The 18,718-nt window shown below is 71.0% G+C and carries 16 protein-coding genes; 7 read left to right on the top strand and 9 right to left on the bottom strand.

Annotated elements, in window-relative coordinates; translation table 11 throughout:
- The first annotated feature begins 85 nt into the window (after positions 1–85).
- Genes ACGFJ7_RS39975 through ACGFJ7_RS39955 form a run of 5 tightly spaced genes read left to right on the top strand, consistent with a single transcriptional unit; the run spans position 86 to position 3,374 of the window.
- Entirely contained in the window at positions 86–784 is a 699-nt protein-coding gene (locus ACGFJ7_RS39975; protein ID WP_360254334.1) for an energy-coupling factor ABC transporter permease, read from the top strand.
- On the top strand, positions 781–1,149 hold the full coding sequence (locus ACGFJ7_RS39970; RefSeq protein WP_360254332.1) for a PDGLE domain-containing protein: 369 nt from the start codon (positions 781–783) through the stop codon (positions 1,147–1,149). Before ACGFJ7_RS39975 ends, ACGFJ7_RS39970 begins: the two co-directional genes overlap by 4 nt.
- Positions 1,149–1,910, top strand: a complete 762-nt coding sequence (gene cbiQ / locus ACGFJ7_RS39965; protein WP_360254330.1) for a cobalt ECF transporter T component CbiQ — start codon at positions 1,149–1,151, stop codon at positions 1,908–1,910. The genes ACGFJ7_RS39970 and cbiQ overlap by 1 nt, the downstream gene beginning before the upstream one ends.
- An 8-nt stretch (positions 1,911–1,918) precedes the next feature.
- Entirely contained in the window at positions 1,919–2,692 is a 774-nt protein-coding gene (locus ACGFJ7_RS39960; RefSeq protein ID WP_360254328.1) for an ABC transporter ATP-binding protein, read from the top strand.
- 28 nt (positions 2,693–2,720) lie between these two features.
- On the top strand, positions 2,721–3,374 hold the full coding sequence (locus tag ACGFJ7_RS39955) for a TetR/AcrR family transcriptional regulator C-terminal domain-containing protein (protein WP_392647153.1): 654 nt from the start codon (positions 2,721–2,723) through the stop codon (positions 3,372–3,374).
- Between the two features lie 222 nt (positions 3,375–3,596).
- Here ACGFJ7_RS39955 and ACGFJ7_RS39950 read toward each other — a convergent pair whose 3' ends face one another.
- From ACGFJ7_RS39950 to ACGFJ7_RS39940, 3 genes are read right to left on the bottom strand one after another with little or no spacing between them, the layout of a single operon-like run.
- On the bottom strand, positions 3,597–4,979 hold the full coding sequence (locus ACGFJ7_RS39950; RefSeq protein WP_360254324.1) for a WD40 repeat domain-containing protein: 1,383 nt from the start codon (positions 4,977–4,979) through the stop codon (positions 3,597–3,599).
- A gap of 48 nt (positions 4,980–5,027) precedes the next feature.
- Positions 5,028–9,704 carry a DUF4011 domain-containing protein gene (locus ACGFJ7_RS39945; RefSeq protein WP_392647151.1) on the bottom strand — a complete coding sequence of 1,559 codons (4,677 nt, stop codon included), beginning with the start codon at positions 9,702–9,704 and terminating at the stop codon, positions 5,028–5,030.
- A gap of 57 nt (positions 9,705–9,761) precedes the next feature.
- Positions 9,762–10,805 (bottom strand): 12-oxophytodienoate reductase, encoded by a 1,044-nt coding sequence (locus ACGFJ7_RS39940; protein WP_392647149.1) that lies wholly within the window; start codon positions 10,803–10,805, stop codon positions 9,762–9,764.
- A 52-nt stretch (positions 10,806–10,857) separates the two neighbouring features.
- On the opposite strand from ACGFJ7_RS39940, the gene ACGFJ7_RS39935 reads away from it, so the two are divergent.
- Together ACGFJ7_RS39935 and ACGFJ7_RS39930 are read left to right on the top strand one after the other, a co-directional pair.
- Complete coding sequence (locus ACGFJ7_RS39935; protein WP_360254318.1) at positions 10,858–11,202, top strand: MerR family transcriptional regulator; 345 nt, start codon at positions 10,858–10,860, stop codon at positions 11,200–11,202.
- A 32-nt stretch (positions 11,203–11,234) separates the two neighbouring features.
- Positions 11,235–11,537: a DUF1905 domain-containing protein gene (locus ACGFJ7_RS39930; protein ID WP_360254316.1), complete on the top strand. Its 303-nt coding sequence runs from the start codon at positions 11,235–11,237 to the stop codon at positions 11,535–11,537.
- A 51-nt stretch (positions 11,538–11,588) separates the two neighbouring features.
- On the opposite strand, the gene ACGFJ7_RS39925 is transcribed toward ACGFJ7_RS39930, so the two are convergent.
- The 6 genes from ACGFJ7_RS39925 to ACGFJ7_RS39900 all read right to left on the bottom strand — a co-directional run bounded on the left by ACGFJ7_RS39925 (position 11,589) and on the right by ACGFJ7_RS39900 (position 18,594).
- Positions 11,589–11,960: a hypothetical protein gene (locus tag ACGFJ7_RS39925; RefSeq protein ID WP_360254314.1), complete on the bottom strand. Its 372-nt coding sequence runs from the start codon at positions 11,958–11,960 to the stop codon at positions 11,589–11,591.
- A gap of 268 nt (positions 11,961–12,228) precedes the next feature.
- Entirely contained in the window at positions 12,229–12,666 is a 438-nt protein-coding gene (locus ACGFJ7_RS39920; protein WP_360254312.1) for an HNH endonuclease, read from the bottom strand.
- A gap of 49 nt (positions 12,667–12,715) precedes the next feature.
- Complete coding sequence (locus ACGFJ7_RS39915) at positions 12,716–13,558, bottom strand: carbohydrate ABC transporter permease (protein ID WP_360254310.1); 843 nt, start codon at positions 13,556–13,558, stop codon at positions 12,716–12,718.
- Positions 13,555–14,481 carry a sugar ABC transporter permease gene (locus ACGFJ7_RS39910; protein ID WP_360254308.1) on the bottom strand — a complete coding sequence of 309 codons (927 nt, stop codon included), beginning with the start codon at positions 14,479–14,481 and terminating at the stop codon, positions 13,555–13,557. The genes ACGFJ7_RS39915 and ACGFJ7_RS39910 overlap by 4 nt, the downstream gene beginning before the upstream one ends.
- Positions 14,482–14,487: 6 nt before the next feature.
- Entirely contained in the window at positions 14,488–15,801 is a 1,314-nt protein-coding gene (locus ACGFJ7_RS39905) for an ABC transporter substrate-binding protein (RefSeq protein ID WP_392647143.1), read from the bottom strand.
- A gap of 9 nt (positions 15,802–15,810) precedes the next feature.
- Entirely contained in the window at positions 15,811–18,594 is a 2,784-nt protein-coding gene (locus ACGFJ7_RS39900; RefSeq protein WP_392647142.1) for a family 78 glycoside hydrolase catalytic domain, read from the bottom strand.
- Positions 18,595–18,718 lie beyond the last annotated feature (124 nt).

The raw sequence follows: 18,718 nt of genomic DNA, 5'->3' as shown, positions 1-18,718 counted from the left end.
CGACGTCTAGTTGCCAACTCTTTGCAACAGCATCTCCGCGCCAATATGCTGCGGTCGCTGGGAACATTCTGAGAGGAGGCCTGTCATGGACACGACGGCGATGCACATAGCCAACGGCATCGTGAACGGACCGGTGTCAGCGATCTTCGCCGTCTTCGCGGTCGTGGCTCTGGCCTTCTGCGTCCGCAAGGCCCGCGCTGACCTGGACGACCGGCTGGCGCCGATGGCCGGCCTGGTCGCGGCGTTCATCTTCGCCGTGCAGATGCTGAACTTCCAGGTGCTGCCGGGCGTCTCCGGCCACCTGCTGGGCGGCACCCTCGCGGTGATCCTGGTCGGCCCGTGGGTCGGCGCCCTCTGCGTCTCGACCGTCCTGATCGTGCAGTGTCTGCTGTTCGCCGACGGCGGCCTCACCGCGATCGGCCTCAACATCACCAACATGGCGCTGCTCGGCACCGCCGCCGGCTACCTGCTGGTCGTCGTGCTGCTGCGCTTCCTGCCGAAGAGCCCGGCCGGCCTGGCCGCCACCGCCCTGATCGCCTCGATCATCTCCGTGGTGATCGCCTCACAGGGCTTCGTTCTCGAATACGCGCTCGGCGGCACCACTGAGCTGTCGCTTCCGTGGATCTCCGGCACCATGGCCGGCGTCCACCTCCTGATCGGCATCGGTGAGGGCGTCATCGCCGCCACCACCGTTGCCACCGTGGCCCGTGTCCGGCCCGATCTCGTCTACGCCCTGCGGCGCTTCCGCAAGCCGCTCACCGTCGAAGTGGGAGCCCCGGCATGAGCAAGCGACTCGGATGGTTCCTGGCCGGCGGCCTGCTCGTCGCCCTGCTGCTGGCCGGCGTGGCCAGCAACTTCGCCTCCGGCAGCCCCGACGGTCTCGACTACACCGCCCGCGAGGGCTGCACCTTCAACGCCGACGGCGAGATCACCGGCGGCACCTGCATGGCCCAGCAGGAGGGCGACCACCAGCTCTCCGACAGCCCGCTGGCCGATTACGGCATCAAGGGCATCGACAACGAGTTCCTGTCCACCGGCCTCTCGGGCGTCCTCGGCGTCCTGATCACCTTCGGCATCGGCGGCGGCGTCTTCTGGCTGGCCCGCCGCCGCGGCCAGAGCACCGCCGGCACCACCGAACAAGGCCACTGATGGGCGCCGGGCACGCTCACCCTCTCCACCTGCTGCGCGAGAGCCCGGTCCACCGGCTCGCACCCGAGGTCAAGATCGCCGCGGTGCTGCTCTTCACCATCATCGTGGTGATCACCCCGCGGACGGAGTTCTGGGCCTTCGGCGGCTACTTCGTGCTTCTCACGGCGGTGGCGGCGGCGGCGCGCGTGCCCGCGCTGTGGCTGGCCAAGCGGGCCACCATCGAGCTCCCCTTCGTCCTGCTCGCCGTCGCCCTGCCCTTCTTCGGCCAGGGCGAGCGGATCACCTGGCTGGGCATGTCGCTGTCGGTCGACGGACTGCACGGCGCCTGGAACATCTTCGCCAAGGGCACCCTCGGCGTCCTGGCCTCCCTCCTGCTGGCCGCGACCACCACCATGCGCGACCTGATCCTCGGCCTGGACCGCCTGCGCTGCCCTGCGGTCTTCACCCAGATCGCCACCTTCATGCTGCGCTACCTCGACGTTCTCGCCGACGACGCCCGCCGTATGCGCATCGCCCGCCTGGCCCGCGGCTACGACCCGCGCTTCCTCTGGCAGGTCAAGGCCTTCGCCGTCAGCGTCGGCTCACTGTTCCTGCGCGCCTACGAACGTGGCGAACGCGTCTACCTCGCCATGGTCGCCCGCGGCTACCAGGGCCGTCTCCCCCGCCCGGCCGACGACCGTGCCCCCACGGGCCAGTGGCTGGCCGCCGCGGCCCTGCCTGTGGCCACCGCCGGGATCGCCCTGGCCGCGACCCTGGGATGATGTCCGGGATGAGCGAGACAGAAACGGCGCTGCGGGTCGCCGGCGTGCACTTCGCCTACCCGGACGGCCACGTCGCCCTGCGCGGCGTCGACCTCACCATCCCGGCCGGTGAGCGCGTAGCGCTCCTCGGCCCCAACGGGGCCGGCAAGACCACCCTCGTCCTGCACCTCAACGGCATTCTGCACGGCGGCACCGGCACCATCGAGGTCGCCGGCGCCCGTGTCGACCCGGCCGACCGGGCCGGCCTGGCCGAGATCCGCCGCCGCGTCGGCATCGTCTTCCAGGACCCCGACGACCAGCTCTTCATGCCCACGGTCGCCGAGGACGTGGCCTTCGGCCCGCAGAATTTGGGAGTACGCGGTGACGAGCTCACCGCCCGTGTCGACGAGGCCCTCGCCGCCGTCGGCATGTCCGAGCACCGCGACCAGGTCCCCCACCATCTTTCCTTCGGCCAGCGCCGCCGCGTCGCCGTGGCCACGGTGCTGGCCATGCGCCCCGAGATCCTCGTCCTCGACGAGCCCTCCTCGAACCTCGATCCCGCCAGCCGCCGGGAACTGGCCGAGATCCTGGAACCGCTGCCCGTCACGGTCCTGATGGTCACCCACGACCTCCCGTACGCCCTCCAGCTCTGCCCCCGCTCGGTGATCCTCGACGCCGGCCGCATCGTCGCCGACGCGCCCACCCCCGAGCTGCTCGCCGACGAGGACCTTCTGCGCGCCCACCGCCTTGAGCTTCCGTTCGGCTTCGACCCGGTGTCCGCCGCGGCCCGCCTGCGCGCCTGACCTCGCCCGCCTCGCCCGACCTCGCGTGATGGAACCAGGGAAACGCCGCCACATACCCTCCGAGGCCGAGATACTCGACGCCGCCCTGGCCCTGCTCGACGCGGGCGGCCCGGCCGCTGTCACCATCCGCGGCACCGCGGCCGCCATCGGGGTGGCCGCCAACGCGGTCTACACGTACTTCGCTGACAAGGCCGCCCTGCACCATGCCCTGATCGAACGCATGCTGGAGTTGCCCGACAAGATCACCGGCGCTGATGACTGGCGCTCCGAAGTGGAACAGCTCGCTTTGGAGCTGAGGCGCCGGCTGGTGGCTCACCCCGGCGCCGTCCCCCTGCTGCTCGGCGGCCCGATGGAGGGCGCCGGCCCGTGGCGCCTGGGCGAACGCCTGCTCGCCCTACTCGCCGAGGGCGGCCTCGGCGCGGTGGCGGCCGCGCGTGGCTCGTACGCCGTCATGGTCTTCGTCCTGGGCTCGATCGCCCTAGAGGTGGCCGATGTGCCGGGGGCGGGCGCCCTGCCACCAGAGGCCGAGCGCGTCGACGCGCGCCGGGCCGCTCTCAGCGCCGTGCCGGTCGGCGCCTATCCCCGCACCGCCGCGGTCGCGGGTGTCATGGCCACGTGGGTGGGCACGGAGCAGTTCTGCTGGGGGCTGCGCCGGCTGCTGGACGGTCTGTCGCCCTCGTGACGCTCTCTCTTGTCGAGTCAATCCGGTGGCCGAGCGCTCTGCGAAGCCTCACCCACCGACACGTGCGGTCCCGACCTTAGGCCACCGCCAGCCAAGATCCTCAGTTATCCACAGTGGAAAAGTTATCCACAGGCGGCGCGATTGGCACACCGGGCGATCGCGCCGAGGGCTAACTTCTCGGGCAATCGAGCGAGAGGAGCCGCAGCCATGATCCGAGAGGTCCTAAGCGGAGAGAGCCCCGTCCGAGCCCAGCGCGAGGATGACGAGTTCACCCCGGTGGTCGATCGCGGTGAGCCGCTGGTCGTCGAGGCGCTGGAGCGTGGCGATCCCGCTGCCGAACTCGCCGGCCAGGCGCGGGCCGACCGGCGGGCCGGTCCAGTCGACGGTCCAGGCGAACAGCCGGAAGTCGTACGAGGCGGCGACGACCACGGTGGCCTCGGCCGAGCCGAGCAGAGCGACGGTGCGTACCGGCTCGGGGGCGCGCAGCGTGACGCCGAGCTCGACCTCGTAGGCCCGCGGATCGAGCCGGATCAGGCGGATCGCCTGGTGGGCGGCGGTGACCACGATCCGGTCGGCGAGCGCGTCGACAGCCCGGACCGGCAGCTCGTGCTCGACGATGACCGTGCGGTCGCCGAGCGGGCCGGCGGTGACCGTGCGGTCGTCGGCCACAATCATGCCGTCGCGGAAGGCTACCGACGGGGACGACGGCTCGCCGGCCTCTTGGCGGGAGTAGCCACCCGAGAAGACGTCGAGCAGATAGGGGCGGTCGCCGAACGACGCGACCGCGATCGCCCGGCCGCCGATGGCGAGCGAGCGCGGCCGGATGGCCGCGTCGGTGTGCCGCCAGAGCAGCCGGTCGTTGGCGTCGACGGCGAACACGGTCCCGTCGTATCCGCCGGCGATGACGTAGCGACCGTCGGGCGACCAGGTGACGGCCCGAAGCGGCGCCGCACCCGGTCGAAGCGTGCGGATCGGGTCGAGCTGGCGCGTGCGCAGCTCGATCGCTCCGTCACGGCGGCCAAGAGCCAGCGTCGCCGCGTCGGGCGACCATGCGCAGGCCTCCGCGGCGGGCGCCTGCCGAGCGGCAAGAGGATTGGGGTCGCCGGCGAGGTCCCGGACCGAGACCATGCCGCTGCCGCCGACCGAGACGACCAGCCCGCCGGCGCTGACGTCCAGGCTCAGACAGTCGCCGACCTCCCCGAGGTACTTCTCGCCGAAGGCGTGCCAGACGGCGGCCCGGCCGTCGCCGAGCTGGCAGAGCAGGTGCTGTCCGTCGGGCATCCAGTGCACGGCGGTGACGGGCGCCGGGTGGCCGCTCAGGACCTTCATGAGGGCCGGCGGCCGGTCGTCGACGACGCGCCAGACGGCGGCGGTGCCGTCGGCCGAGCCGGTGGCGAGCAGGTCGGCGGCGGCCGGGTTGAAGGCAGCCCCGAGGACGGCCGACCGATGGGCTAATTCGGTCAGCCTGGTCGGTCGGGCCGGGTCGCTGGTGTCCTGCACGAGGACCCCGCCACCGTGCGAGCCGCTGGCGAGCCGTCGACCGTCGGCACGGAACGCGACACAGCTGACCGGCGCGGCACCGGCCGCGGCGCTCCCTGATGTCACCCGAACCATGCTGGACACGAACCAGCAACGAGTCAATACGACAATCGGTCAGGAGACGGGTTGAAGCCGCACAAGGTCCACCCTTCGGTACGACTGGCCGGACGCGCCCGGAAGTGCGCCGACGGCCTCCTCGATCGCGGCCCGCAGCCGCGCCTCCTCCCCCGGCCGGTCACGGTGCCACGCGGTTCCCCAGATGCGGTGCAACCGCCAGCCGAGCCCGGCCAGGATCTCCGCGCTGATCCGGTCGCGGTCACGCGCCGCCGCGATCGAGGCGTAGCGCGGCCCGTCACACTGGACGCCGAGCGCGTACACCTCGCCGTCGTGCGCCGGGTGCCGCACCCCCACCTCGACGCGGAAGCCGTCGGTGCCGACCGCCGTCCGCACCCGGTAGCCCCAGGACTGCACAAGCGCGGTGATCTCCTCGGCCATCGGGTCGACCGCGGACGGGAACGGCGCCGGCGCCAGGCCGCGCTCCGCGTACTCCAGATAGGCGGCCAGATGCCGTACGCCCGCGTTGGCCGACGCCGGGATGTCCCTCGACCGGATCGACGAGACGATCTCCACACGCCGCCGGGCCCGGGTGATCGCCACGTTCAGCCGGCGAACGCCGTTGCGCTGGTTGAGGGCGCCGAAGTTCGTGCTGATCTTCCCGTCCTCGTCGTGCGCGTACCCGATCGAGAAGATCATGACATCGCGCTCGTCGCCCTGCACCGACTCCAGGCTCTTGACGAACAAGCCGTTGAGCCGGTCGCCGTCGAGAAAGCGCTCCAGGCCGGGATGCTTGGCGACCGCTCGCCCCAGGGCCGCCTCGATCGCCTCGGCCTGCGCGACCGAGAACGTGACCACGCCGAGCGACTCGTCGGGCCGCGTCGTGAGGCTGTGCACGATCCGCTCGGCGACCCGCTCCGCCTCGACCGGGTTGTCCCTGGTCGTGCCCCGGCGGTAGACGCCGCCGGCGAGGATCAGCTCCACACCGGACTCCGGATCGGACGCGTTCGCGCACGGGAAGGTGATCAGCCGGGCCTGGTAGAAGGCGTGGTTGGCGAAGGCGATCAGCGCCTCGTGCCGGCTGCGGTAATGCCAGGCCAGCGCCAGCGTACGGAAAGCGCCGCACGCCTTGGCCAGCTCCAGCACGGACTGGAAGTCGTTGACGTCCGTCGCCGCGTCCTCCGCCGGCTCATCCTCGTCCTGGGGGTCGGCGTCCGCCGAGGGCTCGACGGTGGACGACACCGCGAAGAAGGACGTCGGCGGCAGCTGCTTGTCGTCGCCGGCCACGATCATGGCGGAGGCGCGGTAGACGCAGTTGACCGCGTCGCCGGGCGTGATCTGCGAGGCCTCGTCGAAGATGACCACGTCGAAGGTGAGGTCGGCCGGCAGGAACTGACTGACCGCGAGCGGCGACATGAGGAAGCAGGGCTTCACCGCGAGCACGGTGTCACGCGCCCGCCCGATCAGCTCCCGCACGGCCAGGTGCCGGGTCTCCTTCATACCTTCCCGGCGCAGCAGGGCAAGATCCTCCGGCTTGCGCGCGGCCGCCTTGCGTTCGCTGAGGACCGTCGCGATCGCCGCGGGCGCGCTGCCGGCGAGCGCCGCGTCCATCCGCCGGAACTCCTCGACCAGCCGGTCCCGCTCGGCCGAGCCACCCGGGTGCAGTCGCCGGTCCGAGCGGATCACCGCGTCGGCCCAGGCGGCCAGCAACGCCCGGTCGAGCACCTCCCGAATCCGCTCGGGCGGCACCCGCTGCTCGGCACAAGAGTCGACGGCCGCGTCCAGCCCGTGCGCGGCGAGCGCCCGCCGGGCGGCGAGGTGGCCGAACCACTCCTGCTGACCCGTGCGGTCCTCGATCAGGTCATCGAGGAAGCGGCTGGTGTACGCGTCGAGAGCCGCACCGATCTCCTCGTGCCGGGTGGTCGCGAACGCGGCGACGACACCGTTCCGGGCCTGCTCCCAGGCGCCGGCCCGCTCGGCGAGGGCGCCCGCCGCCACGCAACCGTCCAGAGCCGCCGCCTGCTGGTCGGTCAGCGGCCGGTCCGTGCCCGTGGCGAGTCGCCGGGCGGCCGACGCCCAGCCAATCGCCTCGTCCAGGCCCTCGCCCAGGCCGGCCAGGGTCCCGTCCTCGTCTGTCCGCGACGCGAGCTCCTGCTCCGCCTCCACGACGGCCTTGCGCAGCCGGGCCAGGCGCAGCGCCTCGGCCAGGTCGACGTCCCGCTCGCAGGCTCGGCTGTAGGCGCGCAGCACCGTCGCCGCGGCCTTCAGCGGCTCCACCCGGGCCCGCAGCCCCGCGATCTCCTCGCGGATCGTCTCGGCTTCCGGCTCGCGGACCCGGCGCGCCTGAGCGGCGATCCGCGCGAGCCCCGGCAGCGGCTTGCCCACCTGTTCGGCGACCTGCTGCACGGCCTCGGGCGGCGAGAGCCGCAGCACCTCACCAGCCACCTGCACCGCCTCGTGGATGGCGTTGAAGTCCGTGGCCTGGCGCCGCCAGTAACGGCCCAGCAGGGGCGCGTACTGCCGCTCGGCCGCGGCCTGCTCGCGCAGTGCCACCTTCCAGGCCACCGCTGTGCCCAGATGCGCGACCGCCTCGGCCGGAGCCATCGCCGGCTGGGCGAAGGCGGCCACCGCTTCCCAGTCCCGGCGGTACGCCCGGAACAGTTTCCGCAGGCCGCGGTGCACGTTGGTGAGCCGGTCGGCGAGCTGCTCCACCGGCTGCTCGACGATCGACTCGTGAAAGTAGCGGCGGGCCTGCGCCTCGGCCGCGGCCACCGCCTCGGCCGAGCGGCGCAGTGCGGTGGCCGCGGCCGACACGGTGGCGAGCACCCCGGCGCCGAACCAGAACGGCTCGGGGCGGTTCGGCCGCGACGCCAGGTCGGCGATCGCGGCCAGCCGGGACAGGTCGGCGAAGGTGACGACGGGCGGCAGGCCGAGCCGCGAAGCGATCGGGCCCAAGTCGTGCAGCACCTCGTCGAGCACGTCGGCGTCCTCGGCGTGCCGGTGGGCGGCCTCCTCGGCGGCGTCCGCGGTGAGCGTGCGCGGTTCCAGAGCCGGTGGGGCGACGTCGGGCAGCTCGTGCCATTCGACGCCGGCGGCGGAGCGGACCGCTGCCCGTGCCTGCCGGACCGCGGTGAGGTCGCGGCTGCGGCGCTCGGCCGAGCGGCCGACGGGCTCCAGGCTCGTCGCCGTGAGCCATTCGCCGGGTACGCCGTCCGGGCGCCGCGCGGCGTGCGTGACCAGGGTGGCGAGCTTGCCGGCCTGGGAGGGCCGGGTGACGCCGAACGCCTCGGCCGCGGCCTGGTTGCGGCCGGCGACCTCGGCCAGCGAGCGCAGCGCGGCCCGGGCACGGCGGAGGCGGTCGTCGAGCGGTTCCCGCTCGATCACGTCACGCCAGAGGAAGTCGCCGGCGATGGGCCGCCAGCAGCGGGCGAGCTCGTCGGCGGCCTCGCCCAGGCGTTCCAGCGACTCGGGCGTCAGCGAGTTGACCGAGACGTCGGGCAGCGGGACCTCGGCCGGGCCCAGCACGCCCAGCACGTCGTAAAGGCTGCGTCCGAGCGGCTGGCGCACCTCGTTCATCGCGACGGCGTAGTCGCTGAGGCGTTCGCGCCGCTCGCGGAGCTGCTCGCGGTCTACTGGGCGGCCGGCGTCCGGTACCGGCTGGTCGTCGAGTGCCGCGGCGAGCTCGCGGGCCACCTCCTTCCGCGTCGCCTTGTGGCTGTGCAGTTCGAGCAGGTACCCGTCCAGGCCGGCGCCCGCGAGCCGGTTGTGCACGACCTCGAGCGCGGCCGCCTTCTCCGAGACGAAAAGGACACGCTTGCCGGCGTGCAGCAGGCAGCCGATCATGTTGGCGATCGTCTGCGACTTTCCGGTGCCGGGCGGGCCGTCGAGCACGAAGCTGTGGCCCTCGACCGCGGCGGCCACGCAAGCCCGCTGCGAGGCGTCCGCGTCGAGCACGAGCGGCATGTCCTCGGGCGGGGCCAGCCGGTCGATGTCGGCGATCGGGATCGGGTCGAATCCGGCGCCCGGTTCGCCGCCGGCCAGCGCGCGGATCAGCGGGTGGGCGGCGATGCGCTCCTCGTTGTCGAGCAGGTCGCGGTACATCGCCTCCTTGTGGAAGGAGAACGTGGAGAGCAGGACCGTCTCGTCGGCGTGCCAGTCGCGGGTGCCGATGGCCTGCCGAACCTGGGCGAGGTAGTCGGGCACGTTCAGTTCGGCCAGGCTTCCGGTGGCGGGCAGGTCGACGCCGAGCCGGCGCAGGCGTACGGCAAGCGCGGGGTTGACCACGGGGTCGTCGCCGGTGGACCGCAGCTTGGGCACATCGCCCGGCCCGAGCGCGGTCAGCTCGACCGGGAGCAGGAGGATCGGGCTGGTGAAGGCGACGTCCTCCTCGTCGCGCCAGCGCAGCATGCCGGCGGCGAGATGCAGCACCGGCACGCCGCGGTCGAGGAAGTCCTGACGCGACTTGCGCAGCAGGCGGCGCAGGTGGCCGCCGAGCGCCGAGGCGGTGAGCTCCGTCTTGAACAGGCCACCGGCCTGAGGCTTGGCGCCGAAGGCGAGGAAGCCGTAGTCACGGCCGTCGCGGATCGCGCGGACGATGTCGTCGGCCGGTGGGCCTTGGACGTCGATGGTGCCGGTCTCCGACCGCTTGAAATTCAGCAGCCGGTTACCGGCGTCAAGATTGACCAGACCGTCACGCCAGGCACTCAAGGCCGCACGCTCCGCAGACAACTCGGACATGCAACACATTTCATCAACTGGCGCTCACGTTCGCTGGAGAATCACCAATCCAGCTCTTCACCAATAGTGGTCCTCGTCCGCCTTGCGGTAGTCGTTGATCTCGTCGAGACGGCCCTCGCCGGCCAGGCGGACCCACGCCGGGTTACCCAGCAGCACCCGGCCGAGGGCGATCAGGTCGTACTCACCTTGACGGCGGCGGTCGAGCAGTTCGGTCATCCGCGACGAGCCGATGAAGTCCCGGGCCAGGCCGACCGAGCCGACGGTGATCGACGGCAGGCCGGTGAGCCGCTTGGCCCAGCCGGCCAGGTTGAGCGGGCTGCCGTCGAAGGCGGGCTCCCAGAAGCGCCGCTGCGAGGCGTGCAGCACGTCGGCACCCGCGGCCGCGAACGAGCCGAGGATCGTTCCGAGCTCGTCCGGGGTGTCGGCGATCCGCGCCGCGTAGTCGCGCTCCTTGAACTGGGAGAACCGGACGATCAGCGGCATCGACGCCGGGATCTCGCGGCGGACGGCGCGGATCACCTCGGCCGGGAAGGCGGCCCGGTCGGCGCCGAAGCGGTCGGACCGGCGGTTGGTGCGGGGCCACAGGAACTCGTCGAGCAGGTAGCCGTGCGCGGCGTGGATCTCGACCGCGTCGAAACCGGCTCGCACCGCGGTCCGGGCCGCCCGGGCGTACGCGTCGAGCAGCACCGGGAAATCCCGGCCCGCCATGGCATGGGTGTCCGGGCGACCGGCCTCGGGCACGGCCGAGGGAGTCCAGGCCTGCACCCCGTCGACGGGCTCCCGCTGGCTGCCGAGATGCCAGAGCTGGGCGGCGATCCGGCCGCCGGCGGCGTGCACCTCGTCGGTGACCAGGCGCCAGCCCGCCTCGCGCATCCGGGGGACGTCCGTCTCGTGACCGGCCGACGGGTGGTCGATCAGCACGCCCTCGGTGATGATCAGCCCGACGCCGTTCTCGGCGCGCCGGCGGTAGTAGCCGGCCGTGCGCGAGGTGGGCGTACCTCCCGGCGACTGCGAGCGCGTCATCGGCGCCATCACGAATTGACTGCTCAACGACATTCCGGCCAGCGTGACCGGCTCACTCAGGGCGCTTGTGGTCATCATGGAGTCACGGTAAAACTTGACATCCGTGTAAGGGTCAAGAGGAGTTTCTGTGATGCGTATCGGCGACCTCTCCGCCGCGACCGGCGCCAGCCCTCGTTCCCTGCGGTACTACGAAGATCAGGGCCTGCTGACGAGTTCGCGGAGTTCGGGCGGACAGCGGCACTACGCGGAGGCGGCCGTCGAGCGGGTGCGCCTGATCCAGTCGCTGCTCTCGGCCGGCCTGAACAGCGCCACGATCCAGGACGTCCTGCCCTGCATCAACAACGAGGCCATCCGTACGCCGTGGCTGGCCGCCCGCCTCACCTCCGAGCTCCAACGGGTCGAGTCGCAGATCGAGGACCTGCACCGGACCCGCACCGTCCTGGCCGGGCTGGTGAAGCAGTACCGCGTCGAGTGAAGTTGTCGTACCCCCGTGCCATGCTTCGGGGCGTGGAGGTCGACTTCGAAAGCGAACTGTGGATCTGGGACGCGCGTAAGGGTGAGAGCTGGACCTTTGTGACGCTGCCGGCGGAGGAGTCCGAGGACATCCGTCATCTGACCGAGGGCATACGGCGGGGGTTCGGGTCGCTGCGCGTGCGCGCCTCGGTGGGCAGCAGCACGTGGCAGACCTCGATCTTCCCGGGGAGCCAGAAGGGAGCATTCGTTCTGCCGATCAAGCGCGCCATCCGCGAGGCCCAGCGCCTGGAACCCGGCGACACGGCCGCGGTCACCGTCAAACTGCTCGACGTCTGAGACGGCCGGTCCCGGCGTACCACGCGGGCGCGCCGGGACGGGTGAAGCGGCTCAGAACCAGCGGCGACGGCGGTAGTGGCCGTGGTGCCGGTAATGGCCGTGATGACGGTAGTGGCCGTGGTAGCCGGGGGCCTGACGGTAGTGACCGTGGTGGCCGTAGCCGCCGGGGTAGGCGCCCGGGTGGCCGTAGGCGCCCGGATGCCCGTACGCGCCGGGGTGGCCGTAAGCGCCCGGGTGGCCGTAGGCGCCGGGGTGCTGCCCGTACGCGCCGGGGTGGCCATGGTGGCCCTGGCTGCGGGCGATTCGGTGGTTCACCTCGCGCAGCATGCCGTCGACAACCGCGTTGTGGCCGCCTCCGTGGCTGCGCTTCTGGAGTTTCGACGCGACCATCGAGAGCACGAACCTCTTGAATCCACCGCTCATTGGTGCCAGCCTCCCTGCCTGGGTGACCATCAACGGTACGTGGTCCAGTCGAGTACCAACTGTGACCTGGCTGGCGGTTTCCTGAGATCGGCGCCTACGCCACGCCGGGCCGGGTCATCAGGGGGTTCCGCAGGTGCACGGCCTGCTGGCCGAAGGCGCCGTCCGCGTAGAAGCCGTTCTCCGCCACCCAGAACTGGTAGCCGTAGCCGCGCGCCGATCGAACGGGACGACATTCCCTGAGCCGCCGGGTCCGAGCGCGGGAGCACCATCAGACGAAGGTCGTCCAGGCCGGGGCCGTGGGCGTCGCCCGCAGGGGCATGCGCGCCTCGGCCGGGGTGCGGTCGCCCTTGCGCTGGTTGCAGCCGCCGCACGCGGCCACCGTGTTGGTCCAGGTGTTCAGGCCGCCGCGCGAGCGGGGCAGGACGTGGTCGATGGTCGACGCCGCCCGGCCGCAGTAGGCGCAGCGCCGGCCGTCGCGGGTCAGCACCCCGGCGCGGGACCACGACGGGCCGCGGCTGTGGCGCCAGCGGGTCACCACGTACGAGACGAGGCGCACCACCTTCGGCACGGGCCAGACGCCGATCACCGCGTCCGGCTGGGACTCGTGAACCTCGGCCACCCGCCGCACCAGCATGCGGACGGCGTGCCGCAGGCTGACCCGGTGCAGCGGGCCCAGATCCGCATTTATGACAAGTACGTCGCTCACGTTCACAAACTAAGGAGATCAGCGCGCGTTGATCAATCGAATAATCGCCTCACCCCTTCACCGCGCCCGCGGTCATGCCGGCCACGATGCGCTTGTTGAAGAACAGGAACATCAGCAACGGCGGGATCGTGATCAGCAGGATGTCCATGAACAGAAGGTTGTATTGCGTTGAGTACGCCGACGAGAAGTTGTACAAAGTCAACTGCACTGTCGCGTTCTGATCGCCCGGGAGGAAGTACAGCGGATTCGTGAAGTCGTTGAAGATGGTCACCGATTGCACGACCACCACCGTGATGATGACCGAGCGCAACAGCGGCAGAATCACCCGGAAGAACAACCTCAGCGGACCGGCCCCGTCGATGACGGCCGCCTCGTCCAGCTCCCGCGGAATCGTCGAGATGAACGCCCGGAACAGCAGGATGCAGAAGGACAGGCCGAACGCCACCTCGATCAGGATCAGCCCGGGCATCGTCCGGAACAGGCCCAGTTTCTGCAGCACCCAGATCGTCGGCACCACGGCCGGCGGAATGATCAGCCCGGACAGGACCAGGAAGTTGATCAGGCCGCTCCAGCGGGTCCGGCGGCGCTGCAACACGAAGGCCACCATCGCCGCCAGCACCACCAGGATCGACACGCTCGCCACGGTCAGGATCGTGCTGTTGATGAAGGCGATGATCAGCATGTAGTCGCGGGCCTGCACGACGTCGGCGAAGTTCTGCACGAACTGGAACTGTGTGGGCCACGAGAAGTCCAACTGCGACGCCTCCTGCCGTGACTTCACCGCGGTCAGCAGGATGAACGCGAACGGCACCAGGAACACCACGACGGAGAGCAGGATCGCGACGAGGCTGAGAAGAACGCGCGGGCGACGAGAAGAGGCAACAACGGTCACAAGTCCACCTCTTTCTTGTTGAGGTAGCGCGACAGCGGAAACACGATCGCCGTGACCAGCAGGAACAGCACCACGTTGCCCGCGGTCGAGAGCCCGTAGAACCCGGCCTGGTACTGCTTGTAGATCACCGACGCGATCACGTCCGAGGTGAAGCCGGGGCCGCCGCGGGTCATCGCCCAGATCAGGTCGAACGACCTCAGGCCGCCGATCAGCGACAGCAGGATCACCGTGAACGTGGCCGGCCGGGCCAGCGGCAGCACGATCCGGCGGAAGTTCTGCCAGGCCGAGGCGCCGTCGACGCGGGCCGCCTCGAAGTACTCCTGCGGGATCGACACGATGCCGGCGATGTAGATCAGCGTCGCCAGCCCCACACCCTTCCAGACGTCGACCAGGGCCACCGACAGCAGCGCGTACGACGGGTCGGTCAGCCAGCCCGGGCCGTCGATGCCGATCACCGCCAGCGACTGGTTGATCAGCCCCTGCTCCGGGTCCATCAGGATCGTGAAGGTCAGGCCGACCCCGATCGTGCTGACCAGCACCGGGAAGAACACCACCGAGCGCAGGTAGCCGCGCCCGATGATCTGCGAGGTCAGCAGGACCGCTAGCCCCAGGCCGAGCACGACCTTCAGGCCGGACGTCACGACCGCGTAGACGATCGTGTGGGTGAGGCCGGAGACCAGCGCCGGCTCCTTGAAGAACGTCACGTAGTTGTCGAAGCCGATGAACTTCGAGTCGAACAGCGTCCAGCGGGTCATGCTGAAGTAGAACGACGTCACGGTCGGCACGATGAACAGCACGGCGTAGACGAGCGCCGCCGGCAGATAGAACCAGTTCGGGTACGGGCTCTTGGCCCGCTTGCCGCCGGCCGGCCCGGCCGCGCGCGAGCGCGACCGGGCGGACGACTTCTCGACGATGGCAGTCAAGGTGACCTACCAGCCCGACAGACCGAGCTGTTGCGCCTGCTTCTTGACGTCCTCGTCGTAGAGCTTGGCGCCGGCGTCGGCCTTGCGGATGCCGGAGCCGACCTCGACGCAGATCTGCTCGAGGGCCGGGCCCTTGACCGGGGAGAGGAATTCCAGGGCCAGGCTGGACGCGCCCGGCTGGTCGATGTACGCCTGCATGTCCTTGACCGCCTGCGGCACGGTGTCCGGGACCTTGCAGCCCTTGACCGCGAACGGCCCGGTCGGCTGGGACGCCGCCGCCTGCGAGGCGCAGCCGTCGGGGCCGGCGACGAAGTCGAGGAACTTCTTGGCCGCCTCGGCCTTGTCCCCGGTGGTGCTCGACGGGAGGTAGACGGCGGACGGGCTCCACACGGTCAGGCCGTTCTTGGCCGTGTCACTTCCGGGGATCGCGAACAGGCCGATCTTGTTCTCGGTGCCCGGGTTGTCGGCGATGAGCTGGCTGAGCATGGCCGACAGGATCGGGTACTGGGCGCCCTGTCCCGTGGCCAGTTTGGTCAGGCCGTCGGTCAGTTTGGCCGAGGCGAAGTCCTTGTTGATGTAGCCGGCGTCGTGGACCTGCTGCAGGTGCTCGAAGCCGGCCCGGGCGGGCGGCGACGTCGCGTACTTGGCCTGGTTCTTGGTGTATTTGTCGGCCCAGCCGGGCTCGGCCGCCTCGACGTTGTGGTAGTCGCCCAGGATGAACAGCTGGGAGGTCCAGGTCTCGCCGTACGTCTGGATGACCGGGTCGACGCCGGAGGCCTTGATCTTGGCGTTGTTGGCCATGAACTCGTCCCACGTCTTGGGGACCTGGAGGCCGAGCTTCGCGTAGACGTCCTTGTTGTAGAGGATCGCGCCCGCCATGAAGTTACCGAACGGGGCGCCGTACACCTTGTCCTCGAAGGTCACCGTCTTGGCGAAGTTCTCGTCGAGGCGGTCGGTGAAGCCGTCGACAGCGGTCAGGTTCTTCGACGGCGCGAGCGCCTGGAACAGCGAGCCCGAGTTGTACTGGAAGACGTCGGTCATGTCGCCGGTGGAGAGCCGGGTCTTGACGATGTTGTCGCCCTCGGTGCCCTGCGGGCGGGTCTCCACCTTGACCGTGATGTCGGGGTTCTTGGCGGTGAAGTCCTTGGCCAGCCCCTCCGCGATCTTGACCGTCTCCGGCTGGTTGTCGGTCAGGAACGACAGGGTGACCTTGCCGCCGCCGCCCTCGTCGTCACTGCTGCCGAGGCTGCCGGCGCTGCAGGCGCCGAGCGCCAATGTCGCCGACGCGAGAACTGACAGCGCTATTCTGCTGCGTTTCATCGATGCTCCTTAAAGGGAGAGGAGGGTGTGCAGGCGGGCGGCGAGCTCGTTCCCGCCGGGGATGAAGCCGTGTGCGGTGGCGGCGTCGACGAACTCGCTCGCGGGGGCGTCGAGGAACGGCGCCAGCCGGTCGGCCAGGACAGCCTCGTCGTCGGCCACACCCGCTTCGCGCGCGGCGGCCAAAGCCTTGTCCCAGCTGGGTTCGTGGTCCATCAGCTGCCGGAGTGTCAGGTCGGCGGTGCTTGCGCTTGCTTCTTGCGTGTACGGGTCGTCAGCCGTCCACGAGTGCTTCCCGTGCCCCACTTCGATCGAGTGGCCCACACCGGGAACGGTCACGACGGCCCGGGCGCCGACCGGGATCACGACGTCGAGGCGGACCGACCCGTCGGCGCGCTCCCAGGAGACCGAGGCTTCCCCGTACGGCGTCAGATGCTTGGCCGAAGCACGTGTGAGGTGCCGGCTCAGCAGCGGGCGCACCTCGACGCGGCGGTAGCCGGGCTGCGCCGGGGCGAGGCCGGCCACCCGGCGGTGCAGCCAGTCGGCGACCGCACCGAGCGCGTAGTGGTTGAACGAGGTCATCTCGCCCGGGTTGATCGAGCCGTCCGGGAGCATGCTGTCCCAGCGCTCCCACACCGTGGTCGCGCCCATGGTCACCGGGTAGAGCCAGGACGGGCATCCGGTCTGCAGGAGCAGGCGGTAGGCGAGATCCGCCTCGCCCGCGTCGGCCAGCGCGTCGGTCATCAACGGCGTGCCGACGAAACCGGTGCTGATCCGGAATCCGGCCGTACGGACGAGATCGGCCAGCCGCTCGGCCGCGTGTTCGCGCTGCTCCGGGGTGGGCAGCAGCGCCCACTGCAGGGCCAGCGCGTACACGGTCGGCGCGTCGCTGAGTACCCGGCCGCCCGCTGTCACGTACTCCCGGGCGAACGCTTCCCGCACCCGCTCCGCGAGTTCGCCGTACTCCCGGGCCACCTCGCCGTCGCCGATCGCGAGCGCCGCCTTGGCCACCAGCGAGGCCGAGTAGGCCAGGTGGGCCGTGGCCACCACGTCGGGGTCGGCCTTGGCCCGGAACGGGTCGGCCGGCGGCGCGGCCGGGTCGAGCCAGTCGCCGAACTGGAAGCCGCCGCTCCACAGCAGGTCGGCCCCGGCGAGGCCGGAGATCCGGTCGACCCAGGCCCGCATGCTCGGCAGCTGCCGCTCGAGCAGGCCCACGTCGCCGGTGCGCTGGTAGAGCACCCACGGCACGACTGTCGCGGCGTCGCCCCAGGCCGCCGCGGCCGGTCCGGGCTGGCGGATCACGTCGGGCACCACGTGCGGGACCGAGCCGTCCTTCTGCTGCTCGGCCGCGAGGTCGGCCAGCCAGCTGCCGAGGAAGCCGGCGGTGTCGAACAGGAACGTCGCGGTCGGCGAGAACACCTGGATGTCGCCGGTCCAGCCCAGCCGCTCGTCGCGCTGCGGGCAGTCGGTCGGCACGTCGACGAAGTTGCCGCGCATGCCCCAGACCACGTTCTCGTGGAAGCGGTCGAGCAGTTCGTGCGACGACGAGAACCAGCCCGTGCGCCGCAGGTCGGAGCCGACCACCACGGCTTCGACGTCCTCCGCGCGCAGTCCGTCGACGCCGGTCACCTCGGCGTAGCGGAACCCGTGGAAGGTCAGATTCGGTTCCAGGACGACTTCTTCAGAGCCTTCCCAGATGTACGAGTCGGTGGCGCGGGCCGTGCGCAGCGGGCGCACCGCGAGCTCACCGTCCTGGAGCACCTCGGCGTGCCGGACGACGACCTCCCCGCCGGCCCCGCCGCGCACCTTCAGCCGGACCCAGCCGACCAGGTTCTGCCCGAAGTCGACCAGGGTCCGGCCGGCGGGCGACGTGCTGACGGCGACGGCCGGGACGACCTGGGTGATCCGCACGGGCGGGCCGTCCGGCGCGACCAGCAGGGAGAGGTCGGCCTCGACCACGTCGACCGGGGTCTCGGGGCCGGGCGGCCGGCGCAGGTCGACGCTCTGGCCGTCGTACAGGTCGTCGGCGGTCACCGGGCTTTCCCGGGCGGTCCAGGAGCCGTCGGTGGCGAGCGCGTGCACCGCGCCGTCGGTGGTGACGACCTCCAGTTGCGCCAGCAGCGCGAGCCGGTCCCCGTACACACCGTGTTTGCCCTGGAATCCGAGGCGGCCGCGGAACCATCCGTTGCCCAGGAGCACCTCGAGGCGGTTGGTCCCGGTCGTGATCAGGTCGGTGACGTCGTGGGTCTGGTAGCGCAGGCGGTGTTGATAGGCGGTCCAGCCCGGCGCCAGCTGCTCGTCGCCGACCCGGTGGCCGTTGAGGTTCGCGATGTAGAGGCCGTGCGCGGTGACGTAGAGGCGGGCCCGGACCACGCCGTCCGGGATGTCGACGACGCCGGTCAGCAGCGGAGCCGGCGCGCCCCAGGCGCCGATCTCGCGCGGGCTGACGAACCGGGCGGTCCAGTCGCCCGGGCTCAGGAGCCCGGCCTCGACCGTGCTCGGCGCACTCCACTCGCTCCACGAAGCGTCGTCGCCGGCGCGGACCCGTACCTTCGCCCGGTCGCGAGCCGCGAGGGGCGCACCCGGCCAGGGCACCAGGATCTGGTCGCCGGAGGCGACCGCGAAGGTCTCGGCCGAGCCGTCGCGCTCGATCTCGATCTCGTAGCGGGTCTGCGTGTAGCCGTCGGGGGCGGCCGGAACCTGCCAGGAGAGGCGCGGGGTGGCCGAGCCGATGCCGGTCACGGGACTCAGATGATGATCGAAGCGGAGGTCGGTGGGTGCGGCGATGTCCGGCATTTCTCTCCAGAGCTAGTGCGTGAAACGATTCAAAGGCGGCCGGGACGATCCGGTGATCGATGTTTCGGACTGATGGCGAAACCGTTTCGCCTGGCACCGATCGTGCGTTGTGGCGCAGGCCACG

Origin of the sequence: Actinoplanes sp. NPDC048988 (assembly GCF_043197815.1) — a bacterium.
Classification (GTDB): Bacteria; Actinomycetota; Actinomycetes; order Mycobacteriales; family Micromonosporaceae; genus Actinoplanes.
Note: the sequence above shows the minus strand (reverse complement) of the source record. Positions and strands in the feature narration are given on the sequence as shown.

What these genes read in the sequence shown, in the direction of transcription:
- ACGFJ7_RS39940 (WP_392647149.1), bottom strand. Translation starts at nt 10,805, where the DNA reads ATGATGACCACAAGCGCCCTGAGTGAGCCGGTCACGCTGGCCGGAATG.
- cbiQ (WP_360254330.1), top strand. Translation starts at nt 1,149, where the DNA reads ATGGGCGCCGGGCACGCTCACCCTCTCCACCTGCTGCGCGAGAGCCCG.
- ACGFJ7_RS39955 (WP_392647153.1), top strand. Translation starts at nt 2,721, where the DNA reads ATGGAACCAGGGAAACGCCGCCACATACCCTCCGAGGCCGAGATACTC.
- ACGFJ7_RS39925 (WP_360254314.1), bottom strand. Translation starts at nt 11,960, where the DNA reads ATGAGCGGTGGATTCAAGAGGTTCGTGCTCTCGATGGTCGCGTCGAAA.
- ACGFJ7_RS39975 (WP_360254334.1), top strand. Translation starts at nt 86, where the DNA reads ATGGACACGACGGCGATGCACATAGCCAACGGCATCGTGAACGGACCG.
- ACGFJ7_RS39960 (WP_360254328.1), top strand. Translation starts at nt 1,919, where the DNA reads ATGAGCGAGACAGAAACGGCGCTGCGGGTCGCCGGCGTGCACTTCGCC.
- ACGFJ7_RS39900 (WP_392647142.1), bottom strand. Translation starts at nt 18,594, where the DNA reads ATGCCGGACATCGCCGCACCCACCGACCTCCGCTTCGATCATCATCTG.
- ACGFJ7_RS39945 (WP_392647151.1), bottom strand. Translation starts at nt 9,704, where the DNA reads ATGTCCGAGTTGTCTGCGGAGCGTGCGGCCTTGAGTGCCTGGCGTGAC.
- ACGFJ7_RS39935 (WP_360254318.1), top strand. Translation starts at nt 10,858, where the DNA reads ATGCGTATCGGCGACCTCTCCGCCGCGACCGGCGCCAGCCCTCGTTCC.
- ACGFJ7_RS39970 (WP_360254332.1), top strand. Translation starts at nt 781, where the DNA reads ATGAGCAAGCGACTCGGATGGTTCCTGGCCGGCGGCCTGCTCGTCGCC.
- ACGFJ7_RS39905 (WP_392647143.1), bottom strand. Translation starts at nt 15,801, where the DNA reads ATGAAACGCAGCAGAATAGCGCTGTCAGTTCTCGCGTCGGCGACATTG.